General features: G+C 51.4%; 17 protein-coding genes. 2 read left to right on the forward strand and 15 right to left on the reverse strand.

The annotated features are described in order from the left end of the window. Positions 1 to 17: 17 nt before the first annotated feature. Complete coding sequence (locus ACFQZE_RS09015) at positions 18 to 1,310, reverse strand: metallophosphoesterase family protein (RefSeq protein ID WP_379355954.1); 1,293 nt, start codon at positions 1,308 to 1,310, stop codon at positions 18 to 20. 30 nt (positions 1,311 to 1,340) lie between these two features. Further along, complete coding sequence (locus ACFQZE_RS09020; RefSeq protein ID WP_379355956.1) at positions 1,341 to 2,480, reverse strand: glycosyltransferase family 4 protein; 1,140 nt, start codon at positions 2,478 to 2,480, stop codon at positions 1,341 to 1,343. 144 nt (positions 2,481 to 2,624) lie between these two features. Here ACFQZE_RS09020 and ACFQZE_RS09025 point away from each other — a divergent pair, with 144 nt between their 5' ends. Beyond that, positions 2,625 to 3,794 (forward strand): GGDEF domain-containing protein, encoded by a 1,170-nt coding sequence (locus ACFQZE_RS09025; protein ID WP_379355958.1) that lies wholly within the window; start codon positions 2,625 to 2,627, stop codon positions 3,792 to 3,794. Positions 3,795 to 3,998: 204 nt separating this feature from the next. Here ACFQZE_RS09025 and ACFQZE_RS09030 read toward each other — a convergent pair whose 3' ends face one another. From ACFQZE_RS09030 to nrdI, 6 genes are all read right to left on the reverse strand, one after another. Then, positions 3,999 to 4,799, reverse strand: coding sequence for a PhzF family phenazine biosynthesis protein (locus ACFQZE_RS09030; protein WP_379355960.1), 801 nt, complete (start codon positions 4,797 to 4,799; stop codon positions 3,999 to 4,001). A 58-nt stretch (positions 4,800 to 4,857) separates the two neighbouring features. Next, positions 4,858 to 5,310, reverse strand: coding sequence for a GyrI-like domain-containing protein (locus ACFQZE_RS09035; RefSeq protein ID WP_379355962.1), 453 nt, complete (start codon positions 5,308 to 5,310; stop codon positions 4,858 to 4,860). 136 nt (positions 5,311 to 5,446) lie between these two features. After that, a complete protein-coding gene (hprK, locus tag ACFQZE_RS09040) occupies positions 5,447 to 6,355 on the reverse strand; it encodes an HPr(Ser) kinase/phosphatase (protein WP_379355964.1) in 909 nt (302 codons plus the stop codon). A 133-nt stretch (positions 6,356 to 6,488) separates the two neighbouring features. Further along, complete coding sequence (gene nrdF, locus ACFQZE_RS09045; RefSeq protein ID WP_379355966.1) at positions 6,489 to 7,445, reverse strand: class 1b ribonucleoside-diphosphate reductase subunit beta; 957 nt, start codon at positions 7,443 to 7,445, stop codon at positions 6,489 to 6,491. A gap of 48 nt (positions 7,446 to 7,493) precedes the next feature. Continuing rightward, on the reverse strand, positions 7,494 to 9,578 hold the full coding sequence (gene nrdE, locus ACFQZE_RS09050; protein WP_379355968.1) for a class 1b ribonucleoside-diphosphate reductase subunit alpha: 2,085 nt from the start codon (positions 9,576 to 9,578) through the stop codon (positions 7,494 to 7,496). Continuing rightward, positions 9,565 to 9,924: a class Ib ribonucleoside-diphosphate reductase assembly flavoprotein NrdI gene (nrdI, locus tag ACFQZE_RS09055; RefSeq protein ID WP_379355970.1), complete on the reverse strand. Its 360-nt coding sequence runs from the start codon at positions 9,922 to 9,924 to the stop codon at positions 9,565 to 9,567. Before nrdI ends, nrdE begins: the two co-directional genes overlap by 14 nt. Positions 9,925 to 10,201: 277 nt before the next feature. Between nrdI and ACFQZE_RS09060 the strand changes: the two genes are divergently transcribed. Beyond that, positions 10,202 to 10,423: a hypothetical protein gene (locus ACFQZE_RS09060; RefSeq protein WP_379355972.1), complete on the forward strand. Its 222-nt coding sequence runs from the start codon at positions 10,202 to 10,204 to the stop codon at positions 10,421 to 10,423. A 171-nt stretch (positions 10,424 to 10,594) separates the two neighbouring features. Here the strand turns inward: ACFQZE_RS09060 and ACFQZE_RS09065 are convergent, their stop codons facing one another. The 7 genes from ACFQZE_RS09065 to ACFQZE_RS09095 all read right to left on the reverse strand — a co-directional run bounded on the left by ACFQZE_RS09065 (position 10,595) and on the right by ACFQZE_RS09095 (position 15,197). Further along, positions 10,595 to 11,317 carry a class I SAM-dependent DNA methyltransferase gene (locus ACFQZE_RS09065; RefSeq protein WP_379356992.1) on the reverse strand — a complete coding sequence of 241 codons (723 nt, stop codon included), beginning with the start codon at positions 11,315 to 11,317 and terminating at the stop codon, positions 10,595 to 10,597. Positions 11,318 to 11,358: 41 nt separating this feature from the next. Next, positions 11,359 to 12,279: a CvfB family protein gene (locus ACFQZE_RS09070; RefSeq protein WP_379355974.1), complete on the reverse strand. Its 921-nt coding sequence runs from the start codon at positions 12,277 to 12,279 to the stop codon at positions 11,359 to 11,361. After that, complete coding sequence (gene rsfS / locus ACFQZE_RS09075; RefSeq protein ID WP_379355976.1) at positions 12,276 to 12,623, reverse strand: ribosome silencing factor; 348 nt, start codon at positions 12,621 to 12,623, stop codon at positions 12,276 to 12,278. The genes ACFQZE_RS09070 and rsfS overlap by 4 nt, the downstream gene beginning before the upstream one ends. 66 nt (positions 12,624 to 12,689) lie before the next feature. Continuing rightward, on the reverse strand, positions 12,690 to 13,259 hold the full coding sequence (gene yqeK, locus ACFQZE_RS09080; protein WP_379355978.1) for a bis(5'-nucleosyl)-tetraphosphatase (symmetrical) YqeK: 570 nt from the start codon (positions 13,257 to 13,259) through the stop codon (positions 12,690 to 12,692). Beyond that, positions 13,237 to 13,839, reverse strand: a complete 603-nt coding sequence (gene nadD, locus ACFQZE_RS09085; protein ID WP_379355980.1) for a nicotinate-nucleotide adenylyltransferase — start codon at positions 13,837 to 13,839, stop codon at positions 13,237 to 13,239. The genes yqeK and nadD overlap by 23 nt, the downstream gene beginning before the upstream one ends. A gap of 72 nt (positions 13,840 to 13,911) precedes the next feature. Further along, complete coding sequence (gene yhbY / locus ACFQZE_RS09090; RefSeq protein WP_379355982.1) at positions 13,912 to 14,208, reverse strand: ribosome assembly RNA-binding protein YhbY; 297 nt, start codon at positions 14,206 to 14,208, stop codon at positions 13,912 to 13,914. A gap of 116 nt (positions 14,209 to 14,324) precedes the next feature. Then, positions 14,325 to 15,197 (reverse strand): shikimate dehydrogenase, encoded by an 873-nt coding sequence (locus ACFQZE_RS09095; RefSeq protein WP_379355984.1) that lies wholly within the window; start codon positions 15,195 to 15,197, stop codon positions 14,325 to 14,327. Between the last annotated feature and the right edge of the window lie 33 nt (positions 15,198 to 15,230).

Genomic DNA, 15,230 nt, shown 5'->3' on the forward strand with positions numbered 1-15,230 from the left:
CGCTATAGCCTCCCTACTCAAGGCCGACGGCCTGTATGTTCTTCTTTTGCAAGCAGACTGATGGTAAGCTCTCTTGCTTGTTCCAGCCACCTTTCGGGTAGCTCCTCCCACTTCTCCCTGCCGATCAGCCCTGCCCTCGCATGTTCAATCGCATCTTGCAAAGCTTCCCGGGCAAAGCCCCGCCACGCCTCTTCGTCTTGCTCCAGCTTATAGCTCATTCTGAGCAATTCACCGGTGAAGCTTTCTTCTCCGGCGAGCCCAACCCAATCGATTTCGGCACCCGTTTCCGTTAGCAGCTCGTACACAAAAATCCAATTGCGCCCCTCCGCCAGCTCGTGTTCCAGCTGCAAGCCTTCCAGCAGCGCTGTGATCGTCGCCGTCTGCCGAAGCGCCTCATGCAATGCGCCTCTTCCAACAAGGCGGATGCGGAGCATGACGGAGCAGCCTTCCTCCGCTTGCAGCCTCAAGGCGACCGCTCGGTCCATATGGCGAAGAAGCTGCTGCTCCGTCTCGATTCCGTCTATCGAGATCGTCTCTTCCTCCCAGCGAATCGTATCGAGCGGGCAAAAACGCAGCTTCGTTGCTCCAGAGCGGTCTACATCGACTAAATAGCAGCCTTTCGCTCCCGTTTCCTTAGGATGCCTCCCTTGCAAATTGCCCGAATAGACGACATGAGGATATTCATGCAAAACTTCTCGTTTGTGGATATGGCCTAATGCCCAATACTGAAAGCCGCTTTTGACCAGCTCCTCCAGCGTACATGGAGCATACGGATCATGAGACGGATGGCCGCCCACATTGCCATGCAGCAGCGCAATATGGTAAGGGCCCCCCGGCGAAGTGATATATTCCGCAGCCAAATTGCGGGACACAGCGCGCTCCCCGTACGATACTCCATAAATATATGCGGCCAGCTCGCCGCTTTTTGTAAAGGCTGGGCAGGAAGACACCTCCGCCGCCCCGAAAATATGTACAGATGGAGGGAGCTCCAGCCGGGCTCTCCTCCCTCCCAAATGATCATGATTGCCGTGGATGGCAAAAACCGCTATTCCTGCGGCGGCCAGCCGTTCCCACTCCTTGACCAGCGCAATTTGAGCTTTTAGCGAACGGTCCGCCTCATCAAACAAATCACCCGCTATGACGATAAAATCTACCCTTTGCAAAATGGCCATATCGGTAAGTCGGTTCAAAGCCGCAAAGGTGGCGTCCGCGAGTCCTTTTCTCACAATTTCAGGCGCTTTCGCAAGTCCCCGGAACGGACTGTCCAAATGGAGGTCGGCGGCGTGTATAAATCGAAATGAGACACTCACCTAAGGCACCCGCTCTCCTTCAAAATTCGATTACTCGGCATTCCGTCCGGCATTTGCCTCCTGGTATACCTTCTTCAGCTGGGAAATGACTCTTTGCAAGGAATAAACCTTTTTGGCTTTGTCCCAGCCGGCACGCGCCAAATGATAACGAAAGGTTGGGTCGGATACGACTTTCTCCAAAGCGTCCGCAAGCGCCAAAGCATCGTCCGGCGGTACGAGCAGTCCGTTGACTCCGTCGTCAATCTGCTCCGCGATGCCGCCTACATTGGTGCCGACAAGCGCCAGCCAGCAAAGTGCCGCCTCTGCAAATACGGAACCGAACGCCTCCGCCCGCGAAGGCAGGACGAACACATCAAAAAAGGGCATAAACTCTTCGGGATGAAGCATATAGCCGTAAAAAATAATATCATCATACAAGCCCAGCTCTTGAGCGAGCTCCTCCAGCTCCTTGCGGATAGGGCCGTCGCCTATCATATGAAGCACAAACGGGTATCCCCGCTGCTTCAGCTCCGCGCAAGCATGGAGCAGCACGTCAAGGCCTTTTGCCGGCACGAGCCGGCATACGGAAATGAGCTGAGCGACTTCGTTTTCATGTGCGATCGGTTTAAATCGCTTTTCGTCAAAGCCGTTCGGAATGACCTTGATGCTCTCAGGATATTGAATATAAGGCGCAAGGTAAGTCCGGAACGATTCCGACACCGTCATCATCCGATCGGCCTTGACCTCTAGCTCCTTGTAAATAGAGATGAGGAAACGGTGTTCCGGCCCTCCCTCCTCTATTTTCCCGTTCAAAATCAATTCGCGCTCGTAACTGGAATGCACCGTTACGACAAGCGGCGTATCCGGGAACAACTGCTTCATCACTAAAGCCGCGATCGGATGATGAGCGTGAATAATATCGTAAGGCTTCTGAAGACGCATCCGCGTCCACCAAACGTAATCTTTATAAGTTTGTATATACTTATCCACGAGCGGATTGCCGATATATTCATTATGATCGAAGGTTTGGAATACAACCTCTTCTTGACCTTTGTTCCTTACGCGCTTGGGAAGGGAAAACAGCTCCATCCCCCAGCCCATCTTTTGGAAACGCTCTTGAATGTACGGGACCATGGACGACACGCCCCCCGGCTGGTCCGGAGGAAAAAACAAGGCTTGCAATATATTCATTCGTCCCAACTCCTGAAAGATTCTAAAGCGTCATTCGCTTTGATTTGCAAGTAATTTCAACTTTCTTCTCCACTGAAATATGATATAATAGAACGTATGTTTCTGTAAAGCTTAACCCTACTTCTACATATTGGTGGTCAACCTATGACAATTATACAATGGTTAACGGGTCCAAACGGACAACTTTTTTCTTCTTCCTCCGTCATCGTCGTGCTTGCGCTGATGCTGTTTATGTCCATTAAGCTTTATGTGAGCTATCGAAATAAACAAACGTACCGGCTGCTCATTACGGGCATTTCGCTCGTCTTTGCCAGACAATGCGCGCTAGTGGCGCTCGCCTTTCCGGGATGGAGCCTCTCGCCGTGGATTTATTTATTTTCCAATGTGCTGCATATCGTTTCCTTTATTATTATAAACTTTGTTTTTATGAAATTGTATACGTACGGGTCTGCCCGGCTTCGAATCGTTCCGTTCGCCATTATGTCGTTCCTGACGGTGGCGCTCGCTATTATTCAAGTGGGCATTCAGCCGTTTGACAGTGGCGGGACGCACCCCGGCGCCTTTGCGTTCCCGCTTCTCGATGTGTATTCCATCGTCGTTACTCTCATTATATTGCTGGCAACAAGAAGCGCCGACATGAATTCAAAATATTATGCCAGTCTAATCGTCTTTATTGTGTATGAGCTCGTCCGTATTGCAGATGCTTACGTGTTCCATGGATCGCAATCTTGGCTGTTGATGCTGTCGGTGCTGCTGCCGATCGTTTATTTTTTCCTTTTGTTTATGCTTTTGTTTGAATGGGTCATCGAGCGGCTTATGTCCACCTATCAATCGTCCATCGTCGACGGACTTACCGGCTTGTACAACCGCAGGCATTTCAATCTGAAGGCGGAAGGGCTGCTGGAGAGAAGCAAAGGCATCGCCGTCATTTTTTGCGACATAGACAATTTCAAGCGATTAAACGATACGCAGGGACATCATAAGGCGGATGGCGTTCTGAAACGGGTAGCGGAAATTATTAAAGAAGAGTCCAGCGGCATTGGCGCCGCAGGCCGCTACGGCGGCGAGGAGCTGCTTGCTTGTATCGGAACGGACCGGGTGAAGCCCGACATCGTTGCGGAATCGATCAGGCGCCGCGTCGAAACAGAGACGATTGTAACGATAAGCGTAGGCTTCAGTACAACAAAGGATTGCTCATCCGTCCAGGAAATGATCAAAAAGGCTGACGAAGCGATGTATTTTTCCAAAACAACCGGAAAAAACAAAGTCACATCCTACAAAGCCATCCCCGCCTCCATGAAAGGAATGGGCTAATTACCTTCACATGTTGCGAAGGTAAGTTTGCCGGAGACCGCACACAACTGACTTACCTAGAAAGCTCCCTCTTAACAGTTAGGCGAGAAGAAACATGATCGCCTGCTGCTGGAAGGGAGCTTTTTTGGGGCTGCCGTATTTCGATATGCGCAAAAAGAAGATGAACGCTTCACGCTCTATTATGAGCCGATTGCCTTCGAGCGGTTAACTTTCAAGCTTGCCTTTCAGCACCGTTACAGCTTGTCCAGAAAGGTAGACCCGCTCGCCAGCCAGCTTCATCTTAACCGTTCCCCCGCGGCTGGAAGCCTGATAGCCTTGCAGCTCATCCTTTCTCAGCCTCTTGCCCCAATACGGAGCCAGCGCGCAATGCGCAGAGCCGGTCACGGGATCTTCATCTATGCCAACCGCAGGGAAAAAGGCGCGGGAAACAAAATCAAAGCCTTCGTCCGCTGCTTCTTTTCGATCCGCTGCACTCGTTACAATGACGCCCCTCGCCTGAAGCCCCTTCAGCAAAGCAAAATCCGGCTTTAACGTTTGCACCGTCTCCACACTGTCCACCTCGACCAAAAAGTCCATCCGGTTGCGTCCCGTATATCGCGGAATGAGGCCCAGCGCTTCAATCAGCTCCTTCGGAGCGGATACAGCAGCAGGCGGTTCCGAAGGAAAATCCATCGTGTACCATTCTCCGCCCTGGACGACGGTCAATAGCCCGCTTCTCGTCATGAATTCCGCACGGTCCTGTAGCCGCAGCCTTCCGCTTTCATATAAGGCATGTGCCGCTCCTAGCGTCGCGTGGCCGCAAAGATCGACCTCCACTTTTGGCGTAAACCATCTTAGACGGTAGTGATCCTGCTCCCTTTGCAGAAATGCCGTTTCCGACAAATTCATTTCCGCCGCGATTTGCGCCATATGACGATCGCTTATGTCTTCTTCGACAAAGCAAACGGCGGCGGGATTGCCGCTGAATCTCGTTTTTGTAAAAGCGTCTACTATATAAAGCTCCATGTCGAAACCGACTCCTTCAAAAGAAAAAGAACCCGCTTCCGCCAGGCTCTTTCCATCTCTATTCTTTAAGCGGAATAAGAAGCTCTACCGGCTCCTCTTCCCAATGCTGCCCATCAATATAAAAAAGCTCAATGGAAACCGCTTGATCATGTTTCTGCAATTTCTGTTCGTTCATCCACGTTTTAAGCTGCTCATAGCCTTCGCCAATCCGTTTGTTGGAGCAGGCGACCATCGCATAACGATGCGCGGGGATCGTCAATTGAACCATTCCTTGCGGAAGCTCCTCAATATGCTGAACCTCATAACAGGCCCAATAGGTTGCAAATGCCTCGTTGCCAAAGTAAGGGCTGTAAAGGACGGTCGATCTGGCTGCACCGTTCAGTTCGTGCTTGCGGGCCAGAAATTCCGTTTGAAGCCGAATCGCTTCGTCCGGGAATGACGAGTACGGGCCGCAATAACTGATGCCAACGAGCTGCAAAGCAGGCTTTGTCACAATTGAGCAATTTTCCATCGGTTAGTCCTCCTTAACGTTTTGTCTCGCAAAACTGGCATTGGAAGCATGGATAGACGTTAGGATGAGCCTTGCTGCTCTTAGTGTAACATGTTTTCCCATAAAAAAGGTAGTCCTTGCACAGGGGGGAGTCGCTTTAGTCGCATTCCAGCCGCTTCATAAAATCTTCGACTGCGCTGTAGCCTTGCTGTTTCAAATACCAGTTGTTCGCCGCCGCTTCGATCAATCCGGCCACGTCGCGACCCGGCTGGAGCTGAATTTCAAAATGCGGAATTTGGACGCCCATATAATCGATGAAGGTTGGCTCCATTTCCAAATCATTGTTCAAGTCGTTGTCGCGCCATTTCGTCAGCTCGATATCCAGCGCGATCCGCGTTTCATCTTGAAAAGCTTTCCGTCCGTACAAGCGGACAACGTTAATGAGGCCGACGCTCCGCAGCGCCAAAAACTCTTTTGTTTTTTCGTTGTGGCTGCCAAGCAGCGTCTGGGCGCTTAGCTTCTTAATGACGATAATATCGTCGGCGACAAGCCGGTGCCCCCGCCGGATCAGCGTATGGGCGGTTTCGCTTTTCCCGACGCCGGATTTGCCACGCAGCAAAATGCCGATGCCGGATACATTCAAACAAACGCCGTGAACGGCGATTTCCGGCGCCAGCGCCTTGATGAGATAGCCGTCCAGCATAGCGAGAAAGGACATCGTCGGCTCTTGCGTCCGCAACAGCGGGATGCCTTCCGCCTCGCAATGCCTAGTCAAAATATCAAGCCCCTCCTGACCGGAGGCGACAATAAAACAGGGCGGATGATATTTCACAAGGTTTCCAATTTGGGCGTTGCGCTCCTCCTCCGACCGTCCGTGAAGATAAGCGATTTCCTTTTTTCCGAGCAGCTGTACATGCTTCTGAGGAAAAAAGTCGAAAAACCCGACAAACTCCAGACCCGGACGATACGCCCGCGCCTTTTCAATTTCCCTGTCCAAATGCTCCGCTCCCGCCAGCACTTCCAGTTTGAACCGCTCCGCCAGCTCTTTCACCGCAATCGACTTCATGGCATGCCATCCTCTCTACATATAGCTTACGATCGGCTGCCGGTTCATCACCACTCGCAAAAATCGCCCCCGGCCTTGCCGCAAGGCATAGTCGAGAGCGATCATGTTTGAATGTATGAACCAAGCCGTCGATTTAGAAGTTGAAAACAAAATCGTCGTCGTTAAGCGGCTCCACGTGAATGGTACGAACGTAGCCGTTGCCTTTTTTGGAGAAAAAGTCATGCTGCTTCGTATGAGTGCTGATGCCGTTGAAGACGATCGGGTTGACCGGCTCCTCCGGGAAATGAGCGTCGAGGCCAAGGTTCATGAGCGCCTTGTTGGCATTGTAGCGAACGTAAGCCTTCACTTCCTCTTCCAGCCCGATTGGGCTGTATAGATGGTCGGTGTAAGCCACTTCGTTTTCGTACAGCTCGATCAGCAGAGCGTAAATCTCCACTTTAAGCTGTTCCTGCTCCTCCGTGCTGAAAGTTGCAAACAGCTCCTGAGCGAGCACGCCCACATACAAGCCGTGAATGCTCTCGTCGCGCAAAATGAGGTCGATAATTTCACCGCTGCTTGTCATTTTGCCTTGTCCGGCTAAATAAAGCGGATAGAAGAAGCCGCTGTAGAACAAATAGCTTTCCAGGAAAACGGACGCCGCCATCGCTTTATACAGCTCTTTAGGCGTGCTGATGCCGGTATACCAGGAGGAAATAAGCGACGCTTTTTTCTGCAATTGCGGGTTCTCTTCCACCCATTTAAAAATTTCGTCAATCTCTTCGCCCGAAGCAAGCGTTGTAAAAATACTGCTGTAAGACTTGGCGTGAATTTGCTCCATCATCGACATGAAGGAGAGCACCGCTTTGCGCTGCAAGCCGTCTACATGCTCCAAAATTTTCGGCATGCCGACGCCGCCCTGTATCGTATCAAGCAAAGTCAGACCGCCAAGCACGTTTTTGTAAAGCGTGCGCTCGGCGTCGGACATTTGCATCCAGTCCATTTTATCATCGGATAACGGAATTTCTTCGTCCGTCCAAAACTGCATCACGTTCTGCTGCCAGAACGTTAGCGTAAAATCGTCATCCGGGCGATTCCAGTTAACTGCTTTCATAGTAGGCATGCTCCTTCTTCACTACATCTCTTCGAAATTGTATCGTTATTAAACGGCGCAGCTCGTACATTCTTCAACGGAAAGGCGTTTTGTTCTCGTGTAGTAGAGAGACTTAAGCCCTTTCTGAGCCGCGTAGACGTAAAAGCGTGCAAGTTCACGAGTCGTCACGTTGCTGTTGACGTGCAGAACAGTGGAAATGCCTTGGTCCACATGCTGTCCGATTTCGGCAATCAGATCAATCAGCTTGAACTGGTTAATATTGTACGCCGACTTGTAATAGAAGAAATTATCCTGCGACAGGTAAGGCATCGGATAATAAGTGGTCGAGTTCGCATAGGTCCGAGTCTCGATATGCTCGACAATCGGCATCACGCTGGAAGTCGCATTTTGAATGTAGGAAATGCTTTGCGTTGGCGCGATGGCCAGACGGTATGCATGGTACAAGCCGTAAGTCTGTACCTTTTCCTTCAACTCCGCCCAGTCCTGAGGGGACGGAATGTCAATGCCTTCGAACAGCTCCTTCACACGGTCTGTTGCCGGACGGTAATCCGTCTCGATGTAACGCGTGAAGTAAGTGCCCTTCGCATATTCGGAACGGTCAAAGTCTTTGAACGTCGCGCCGCGCTCCTTGGCGATTTCCATACTCTTCTCAAGAGAGTAGAAGTTCATCATCATAAAGAAGGCATTGGCGAAATCTTTTGCTTCGTCGCTTTCGTAAGCGATTTTGTTTTTCGCAAGGTAGCCGTTCAGGTTCATCGCGCCAAGGCCGACAGAATGAAGCTCCTCGTTCGCTTTGCGCACGCCCGGAGCGTTGTCGATTTTCGACAGGTCGCTAACCGTCGTCAGCGCTTCGATGCCGACATGGACGGAGTCCTTCACCTTTTTGCGCTCCATGACGTTGACAATGTTCAGCGAAGCCAGATTGCAGCTAATGTCGCGGCGGATCACATCGTCAAAGCCGTAATCGTTAATTTCGGACGTTTCTTGAATTTGGAAAATTTCCGTACACAAGTTGGACATTTTGATATTGCCGATGTCCTTCAAAGCGTGAACGTTGTTGGCGTTCGATTTGTTCATAATGTACGGATAACCGGATTCCAGCTGAATCGAAGCGATTTTGGTCAGCATATCGCGCGCGTTCATAACCGCTTTTTTCGTTACCTGCTCGTTGGCAACGAGCTCGTCGTACATAGCGTCCATGTCCATGTCGTCCAAATGAATGCCGTACGCCTTATGAACGGAATGCGGTCCAAATACCATAAGCGGCTTATTTCCTGCGGCCAGCTCATAAAATTTGTTCGGTATAATAAGGCCGATCGACAACGTCTTAATCCGGGACTTTTCGTCGGCGTTAATTTTTTTACAATCCAAAAACTCGAGAATATCCCAGCCAAAAATGTTGTAGTAGCCTGCTCCGGAGCCTTTGCGCTGACCCATTTGGTCGGCATAGGAGAACGCGTCCTCCATCAGCTTCAGTACCGGCATAATGCCCTTTGCCGCGCCTTCCACGCCTTTGATCGGCTCGCCGCGCCCGCGCAGCTTGGACAGGTTGACGGCTACGCCGCCGCCGATTTTCGAAAGCTGCATACATGTTCCGAGCACGTAGTTGATGGAGTTCAAAGAATCGTCCATCTCCAGCAAGAAGCAGGAAACCATCTCGCCGCGGCGGCTTTTGCCCGCGTTCAGGAACGTCGGAGTCGCCGGCTGCAGCCGCTGCTCGATCATCGCGTCCGCGATGCGAAGCGCACGCTCCGCGTCTCCTTCGCCAAGATTAAGCGCTACGATCGCTACGCGATCCCCGTATTGCTCCAAATATTGCGCCTTGTTGTTCGTCTTCATCGCATAATCCTTGTAAAACTTGGAAGCTGCCATGTAGGACTGGAACTGAAAGTCGCTGTTCAACGTCAGATTAAATACCGCTTCAACCTGATCGTATGTATATTTATCGAAGACGTTATCGTAGTAATCGTTTGAAATGAGGTAATCCAACTTCTCGCGAAGGGAAGCGAACTTGACGCTTTTTTCTTCGACTTCCGCCATAAAGGCTTGTACCGCCTCTTTGTCTTTCTCCAGTTGATAAAAACCATCTGCCCCGCGCTGCATCAACTCGTTGTTTAATTCAATATGCTTCAATGGCCCGCACCCTCTCAACAAAATGTTCCGTATCTTGATTCGTACCCGACAATTCAAATTTTAAAATAACGGGCACGTCGTATTGTTTGGCAATCGTATCCGCGCTTTTCGCGAAGCCTTGTCCCCAATTTCGGTTGCCGCTTGCGGACACTCCGCGCAGCATCTCGTGATTCGTCTGGAGGAAGGAATTGACCTTCTCCGGCACTTGTCCGAATCCTGTTGTGTAAGTCACCAAAACAAAGGGCTCGTCCATCTCAGCCCTCTCGTCAATCGGCACTGCACGCATATTCAGTTTATTGATGAAACGTTTGACATTGCCCGTTTTTGAATCGTAAACAACTAGCACCGCACGCCCGCTCCCCTACTGAATTTTAGCAATCAAAAAGCGCTACTGACCGCTGCTAGCAGGCAGACGCGCTTTATCACAATATCCTATGTCCATTGCTCGAAACCACTATATCCATCAATATGTAGTTGATGTTCTTGATTTTACATCAAGATATAGTTCTCGTCAATGAAAAATATGGGGATGCGATGAATCTATATTTTTGGCGCACTCGACTATTTTAACAGATAAGGCTATGATGGGATAGTGACATTTTATTGATATATTGGAGGACCAAATGAAGGAAAATATGACAGCTTTCGAGGCTCGGGAAGTGCTGCTTCGCCTGTTTCAAGATGCAGGTTATGAGCTTCCAGAACTGAGGCAGTATATTGAAAAACTTGAGTCGAACAACCTATTGCAAGAGGAAGAAATTAGGAAACTGAAGAGCGCCGCAGCCAAAAGAATATCGGCAGCATCAGGGATGAACAGCCGTCTGAAGGATGCGCTTAGAGAATAGACAGCAAAGCCTATTGACCGAGGCGCGAGCATTATGCTCTCCGAAGGAAGAAAGGGCCCGCTCCGCCAAAGGTTCAACGCATTTCTGCAAAAATCTATTTTTTTCGAGGCACAAAAAAAGGCTCTTATCCGCGACCCACACTCATCGCAAATAACAGCCTCCGCACTATTATCATTTGATTGCCGCAAAAAACAGCCGCTCGCTATCCGCTCCTGGCGCCTTCAGTTGGAAATCGGCGTAGCGGTCTACGGTAGAGAAGCCGGCGCGGCGAAGCGCCTCTTCGATCCAGTCGGGATCGTAAGCCCGCTGCGTATGAACTTCTTCAAACCTGCCAAACAAAGCCTCAGAGCCCCGCGCAAAAATCGTCAGCTGATGCTCGATTTGGCATCGCTCCTCCTCAAAGTCGCAAGTCCAAATGTAAGCGATATCCTTCTCGTCGAGCACAAAAGGCTGTTCCTCCGAATAGCGGATCAACTGAGAGGGCGGATGCATATCGAACAAAAAAGAGCCTCCCGCCTTAAGCGCTGCGAACGTAGCCCGAAACGCCGCCTCGATATCGCTCTCCTCGGTTAAATAATTGAAGCAATCGCAAAACGATATGACGGCGTCTACCGGCTCGGAAAGCTCCCAGCCCCGCATATCCTGCTGAAGCCAGCGGATCGAGCCCGCCCCCGGGCGGATGGCCTGCTGCGGCGTCTCATCCCATTTGCTTCTCGCTACGGACAGCATATCCGCCGATAGATCGATGCCATAGACGTGAAAGCCGGATCGAGCCAGCGGAATGGACAAGCTGCCAGTGCCGCAGCCCAAGTCGACGACGGTTGATGGCATCCCGTATGTGGACCAGCTTTCTCTGGCGAAACAAAGCCAGTCCGCATAAGGCATTTCCTCCATCAGCTGATCGTAGACCAGAGCGAATTGTCCGTATGACTGGGTCACTCCGCTTCAGTCCCTTCTGCGCCGCCTGCCGCTCCCTCAGGATTGGCCAAATAGGTCCAGCTGCCCTTTTGCGTGACCAGCCCTTCCTTCATTAACTTCCCGATTGCCCGCTTAAACGCCGATTTGCTAATGCCGAACCGCTTTTTGATCGTATCGGCATCCGTCTCGTCGGAATACGGCATACCGCCGCCCGGACGCTCCTTCAAAAAGGCTAAAATGCGGTCGGCGTCCTCCACACGACCCACTTCCTTGCGCTCGGCCATCGATAGATTGACGCGTCCGTCTTCCCGCATATACGTCACACGGGCGCGTACCCGCTCTCCGAGCCTCAGCGGTTTCGTTCTTTCCGAGCTCGGTATAAGACCGTAAACGCCAAAGCCGACTACCCCGCCGTCCAAAATGACAAACGAGCCGATTTGAAGCGTCTTCGATACCCAGCCCTCGACCCATGTGTTGCGCCATGAAGCCGGCGCCGGGAATACGAGCGGCGAAAGCTCTTCCTCAAACGCGATTTTGGCAACGAGTCTGCCGATTTTGTCATGCTTCATAATGACGAACACCTCATCGCCGACAAGCGGACGATAAGCGATGCTCTCCGGCAGCTCCGACAAAGGAAGAAGCAGATGACGGCTTAGCCCCATTTCCAAAAAACAGCCAAGCTTCGGATGAACGTCCACGACGCGCAAACGCGCAAGCTCGTCGAGCTGCAGAAGAGGAACCTTCATCGTTGCGGCTATCCGATCCTCCGAATCATAATAAACAAAAACGTCGACCTTGCTCCCGACGCCAGGCTTCGAGCCTACCAGCTCTGTATAATGAAGCAATACCTCCGACTCGCCGTCGCTCAAAAAGAAGCCGTAAGGCGACACTTCCTTGGCTACTTGGAGCGTATAGGTTTTCCCCGCGATCAAACTCATGCCAATTCCACAACCTTAGCGTCGGACCACAAACGCTCAATATTGTAATATTCGCGTTCTTCCCTATGGAAAACATGAACGATAACGTCTCCCAAATCGATCAGCACCCATCTAGCCGTATCCATTCCTTCAAGGCCGCGAACGCGCGCGCCTTTCATTTCCGCCTGCTTGCGCACCTCGGTGGCGATTGCCTGTACCTGGGTGTCGGAATTACCGCTGCAAATAATAAAATAGTCCGCAACAAGCGATACCTCTTTTAAATTTAACGCCACGACCTCAATCGCTTTTTTATCTTCAGCGGCCGTAACCGCAAGTTTCATTAATGCGTCGGATTGAATTGCCATCTCTTGACCAACCTCCCTAAAACGTCTGCGAATGCAAACGAATCTACGTTGCTATTTTTCTTAGCTTTATTTTCCTCTAATTTCTTCAATTAATCCGTTGCGCGCCTCAACCGAAAGCGGATAAATCCGCAGCCCTTTAGTCAGCAAATAACTGATGGTCCCGGTCAGACCCGCAACAACCGCCTCATCCAAGTTTTCGGCTGCAAGCTTGCGGATCGCGTCTACTCCCGGAAAATCGCGGCCGGGCTCGATATAATCCGCGAGCCAGACGATTTTCTCCAGCTTCGACATTCCCAGCCGCCCCGATGTATGAAACCGGATCGCATCCAGTACGCCTTCATCCGAGACACCGTATTCGTGTTCGGCGACCCAAGCCCCCACAGGCGCATGCCACAATTCTTTATCGTACCGCAGCACATCCTGATCCAGCCCGTTGTCTGTTATGATGCTCTCCTGACGCGCAATCGGCCAAAACTTGGCCACATCATGCAAAATAGCCGCGAGCTCGGCGCGGTCGGCATCTTCGCCAAAACGAACGGCGAGTTCCCTCGAAGTCGCCATGACCCCTTCCGTATGCCGCCATCTTCGCTCCGGCATTTCGGACTTGACGCGTTCAATCATTTGTTGCCGATCCATATAAGCGATTCCTCCTTATATAAGCGTAGACGCTATCCGGTACAAGGTACCGGACCGATGTTCCCGTTGCGAGACATTCCCTTAGCTCCGTTGAAGAAATGCCAATAGGCGGCATATCGATCAATCGAAGCCGCTCTTTCAAATAAGAAGGGAGCCCCTCCGTCGACAACGGATCGGAAGGTCTCTCCAGCCCGATAAAGTCGACGCTGTCCGCAAGCTCCCGAATCCGGTGCCATTTTGGAAGATCGTTCACACGGTCGGAACCTATAATGAAAGAAAATGAACAACCGGGATGCTCGTCCTTAAGCTGCTGAACCGTATCTATGGAGTAACTGACTCCCTCACGGCGCAGTTCCATATCGAGCGCTTTAAAAAAAGGATTGCCCTCGGTTGCAAGCTGCGTCATCTCGTACCGATTCCTTGCGCTTGCGCCCGGAGTCTTATTTTTTAAAGGAGGAGCCGCAGCCGGAATAAACCAAACCTCATCCAGACGGCAGGCTTCCCTAGCCGACTCCGCAGCCGTCAGATGGCCGATATGGATCGGATCGAAGGTGCCGCCCATAATACCGATTTTTTTCATCCCACAACAGGCCTCCCCGGTCTTAGGCTGAACCGGCCATCACGCCTCCCTTGCTTTGAAGGCGCGCCAGCTTTATTTTCTTGGAAGCTCGATCGTTTTGTAGTCTTTTGACTCTTTGTAAAGCACAATCGTTTTGCCGATTACTTGAACCAGCTCCGCATTCGCCGCTTCCGCCACTTCGATGCCGATTTCCTTCGGATCGTCCAAGCAATTGTTCAAAACGGAAACCTTGATCAGCTCGCGCTTTTCGATTACCTCTACAATATGGCGTACCAAATGATCGTTCGTTCCGCCTTTGCCTACTTGGAACACAGGTTGCAAATGATGGGCGAGCGAGCGCAAATATCTTTTTTGTTTACCAGTCAACATAAATAAACATCCTTCTTTCGTATGCGTCAATTGTACGTAAAACTTATATATTTGCTGGCGTGCCCCGCAACGGGACAACTTTGGATTAGCATAGCTAAGCATGAATAGCCAATCCTTTAGGCCTGCATGGCCGCCAACACTTCTTCCCTCATCGCGGAAACCGGCGCGGGGCGGCCCGTCCAATATTCAAAAGCGTAAGCCCCTTGATAAATGAACATGCCGAGTCCGCCATGAGCCTTGCAGCCATGAGCTTCCGCCTGCCGCAAAAACTCCGTCTTGAGCGGATTGTAGATCAAATCGCTTGCGATAGCTCCAGGCTTTAGCCAATGTCCCGGCATCGGACTGTCGCCCGCATGGGGGAACATACCCACCGAAGTCGTATTGATGACGATATCGGCGTCTTGACATAATGCCGCAAGCTGATCGACCGATGCTGCCGTCAAGACAGCGGCGCCGCTGTCAAAAGAAGCGGCCAGTTCCTCCGCACGGTCAACGGTGCGGTTGGCAATCGCAATGCTGGCCGGATTCTCGCCGAGCAGCGCGTAAACGATCCCCCGTGCCGCGCCTCCAGCTCCGATAACGACGATCCTTTTGCCCCCAAGCTCCGGAGCCGCTTCTTCCTTTAAAGAACGGACATAACCGATCCCATCGGTGTTGTAGCCAATCAATCGGCCGTTTTCGTTTACGATCGTATTGACGGCTCCGATCACTCGCGCGCCGGGATCGATCTCATCGAGAAGCTCCATGACCCGCTGCTTATGCGGAATGGTCACATTTACTCCGCGAATGCCCATAGCGCGAACTCCGCCGATAAAGGAAGGCAAAGCGTCCCCCGCAATATGAAAAGCGGCGTATGCTCCGTTCACGCCCGTCTCCCGAAATGCGCGGTTCATCATGATAGGCGATTTCGATTGGCGGATTGGATCGCCGATTACGCCATACAAGACGGTATGGCTGTCTATTTTTTGAATAGCCGACGTGAGTGCCAAGATCGTTCCCCCTCGAACGTTAGCGTTTCTTTA

It is taken from the genome of Paenibacillus sp. GCM10027627 (assembly GCF_042675505.1).
GTDB lineage: Bacteria > Bacillota > Bacilli > Paenibacillales > Paenibacillaceae > Pristimantibacillus.

Excerpts from the sequence above, each read along its gene's own strand:
- yhbY (WP_379355982.1), bottom strand. The coding sequence starts at position 14,208 with ATGTTGACTGGTAAACAAAAAAGATATTTGCGCTCGCTCGCCCATCAT.
- ACFQZE_RS09070 (WP_379355974.1), bottom strand. The coding sequence starts at position 12,279 with ATGAGTTTGATCGCGGGGAAAACCTATACGCTCCAAGTAGCCAAGGAA.
- rsfS (WP_379355976.1), bottom strand. The coding sequence starts at position 12,623 with ATGGCAATTCAATCCGACGCATTAATGAAACTTGCGGTTACGGCCGCT.
- ACFQZE_RS09035 (WP_379355962.1), bottom strand. The coding sequence starts at position 5,310 with ATGGAAAATTGCTCAATTGTGACAAAGCCTGCTTTGCAGCTCGTTGGC.
- nadD (WP_379355980.1), bottom strand. The coding sequence starts at position 13,839 with ATGAAAAAAATCGGTATTATGGGCGGCACCTTCGATCCGATCCATATC.
- ACFQZE_RS09020 (WP_379355956.1), bottom strand. The coding sequence starts at position 2,480 with ATGAATATATTGCAAGCCTTGTTTTTTCCTCCGGACCAGCCGGGGGGC.
- yqeK (WP_379355978.1), bottom strand. The coding sequence starts at position 13,259 with ATGGATCGGCAACAAATGATTGAACGCGTCAAGTCCGAAATGCCGGAG.
- ACFQZE_RS09030 (WP_379355960.1), bottom strand. The coding sequence starts at position 4,799 with ATGGAGCTTTATATAGTAGACGCTTTTACAAAAACGAGATTCAGCGGC.
- hprK (WP_379355964.1), bottom strand. The coding sequence starts at position 6,355 with ATGAAGTCGATTGCGGTGAAAGAGCTGGCGGAGCGGTTCAAACTGGAA.
- ACFQZE_RS09025 (WP_379355958.1), top strand. The coding sequence starts at position 2,625 with ATGACAATTATACAATGGTTAACGGGTCCAAACGGACAACTTTTTTCT.
- nrdF (WP_379355966.1), bottom strand. The coding sequence starts at position 7,445 with ATGAAAGCAGTTAACTGGAATCGCCCGGATGACGATTTTACGCTAACG.
- ACFQZE_RS09065 (WP_379356992.1), bottom strand. The coding sequence starts at position 11,317 with ATGGAGGAAATGCCTTATGCGGACTGGCTTTGTTTCGCCAGAGAAAGC.
- ACFQZE_RS09060 (WP_379355972.1), top strand. The coding sequence starts at position 10,202 with ATGAAGGAAAATATGACAGCTTTCGAGGCTCGGGAAGTGCTGCTTCGC.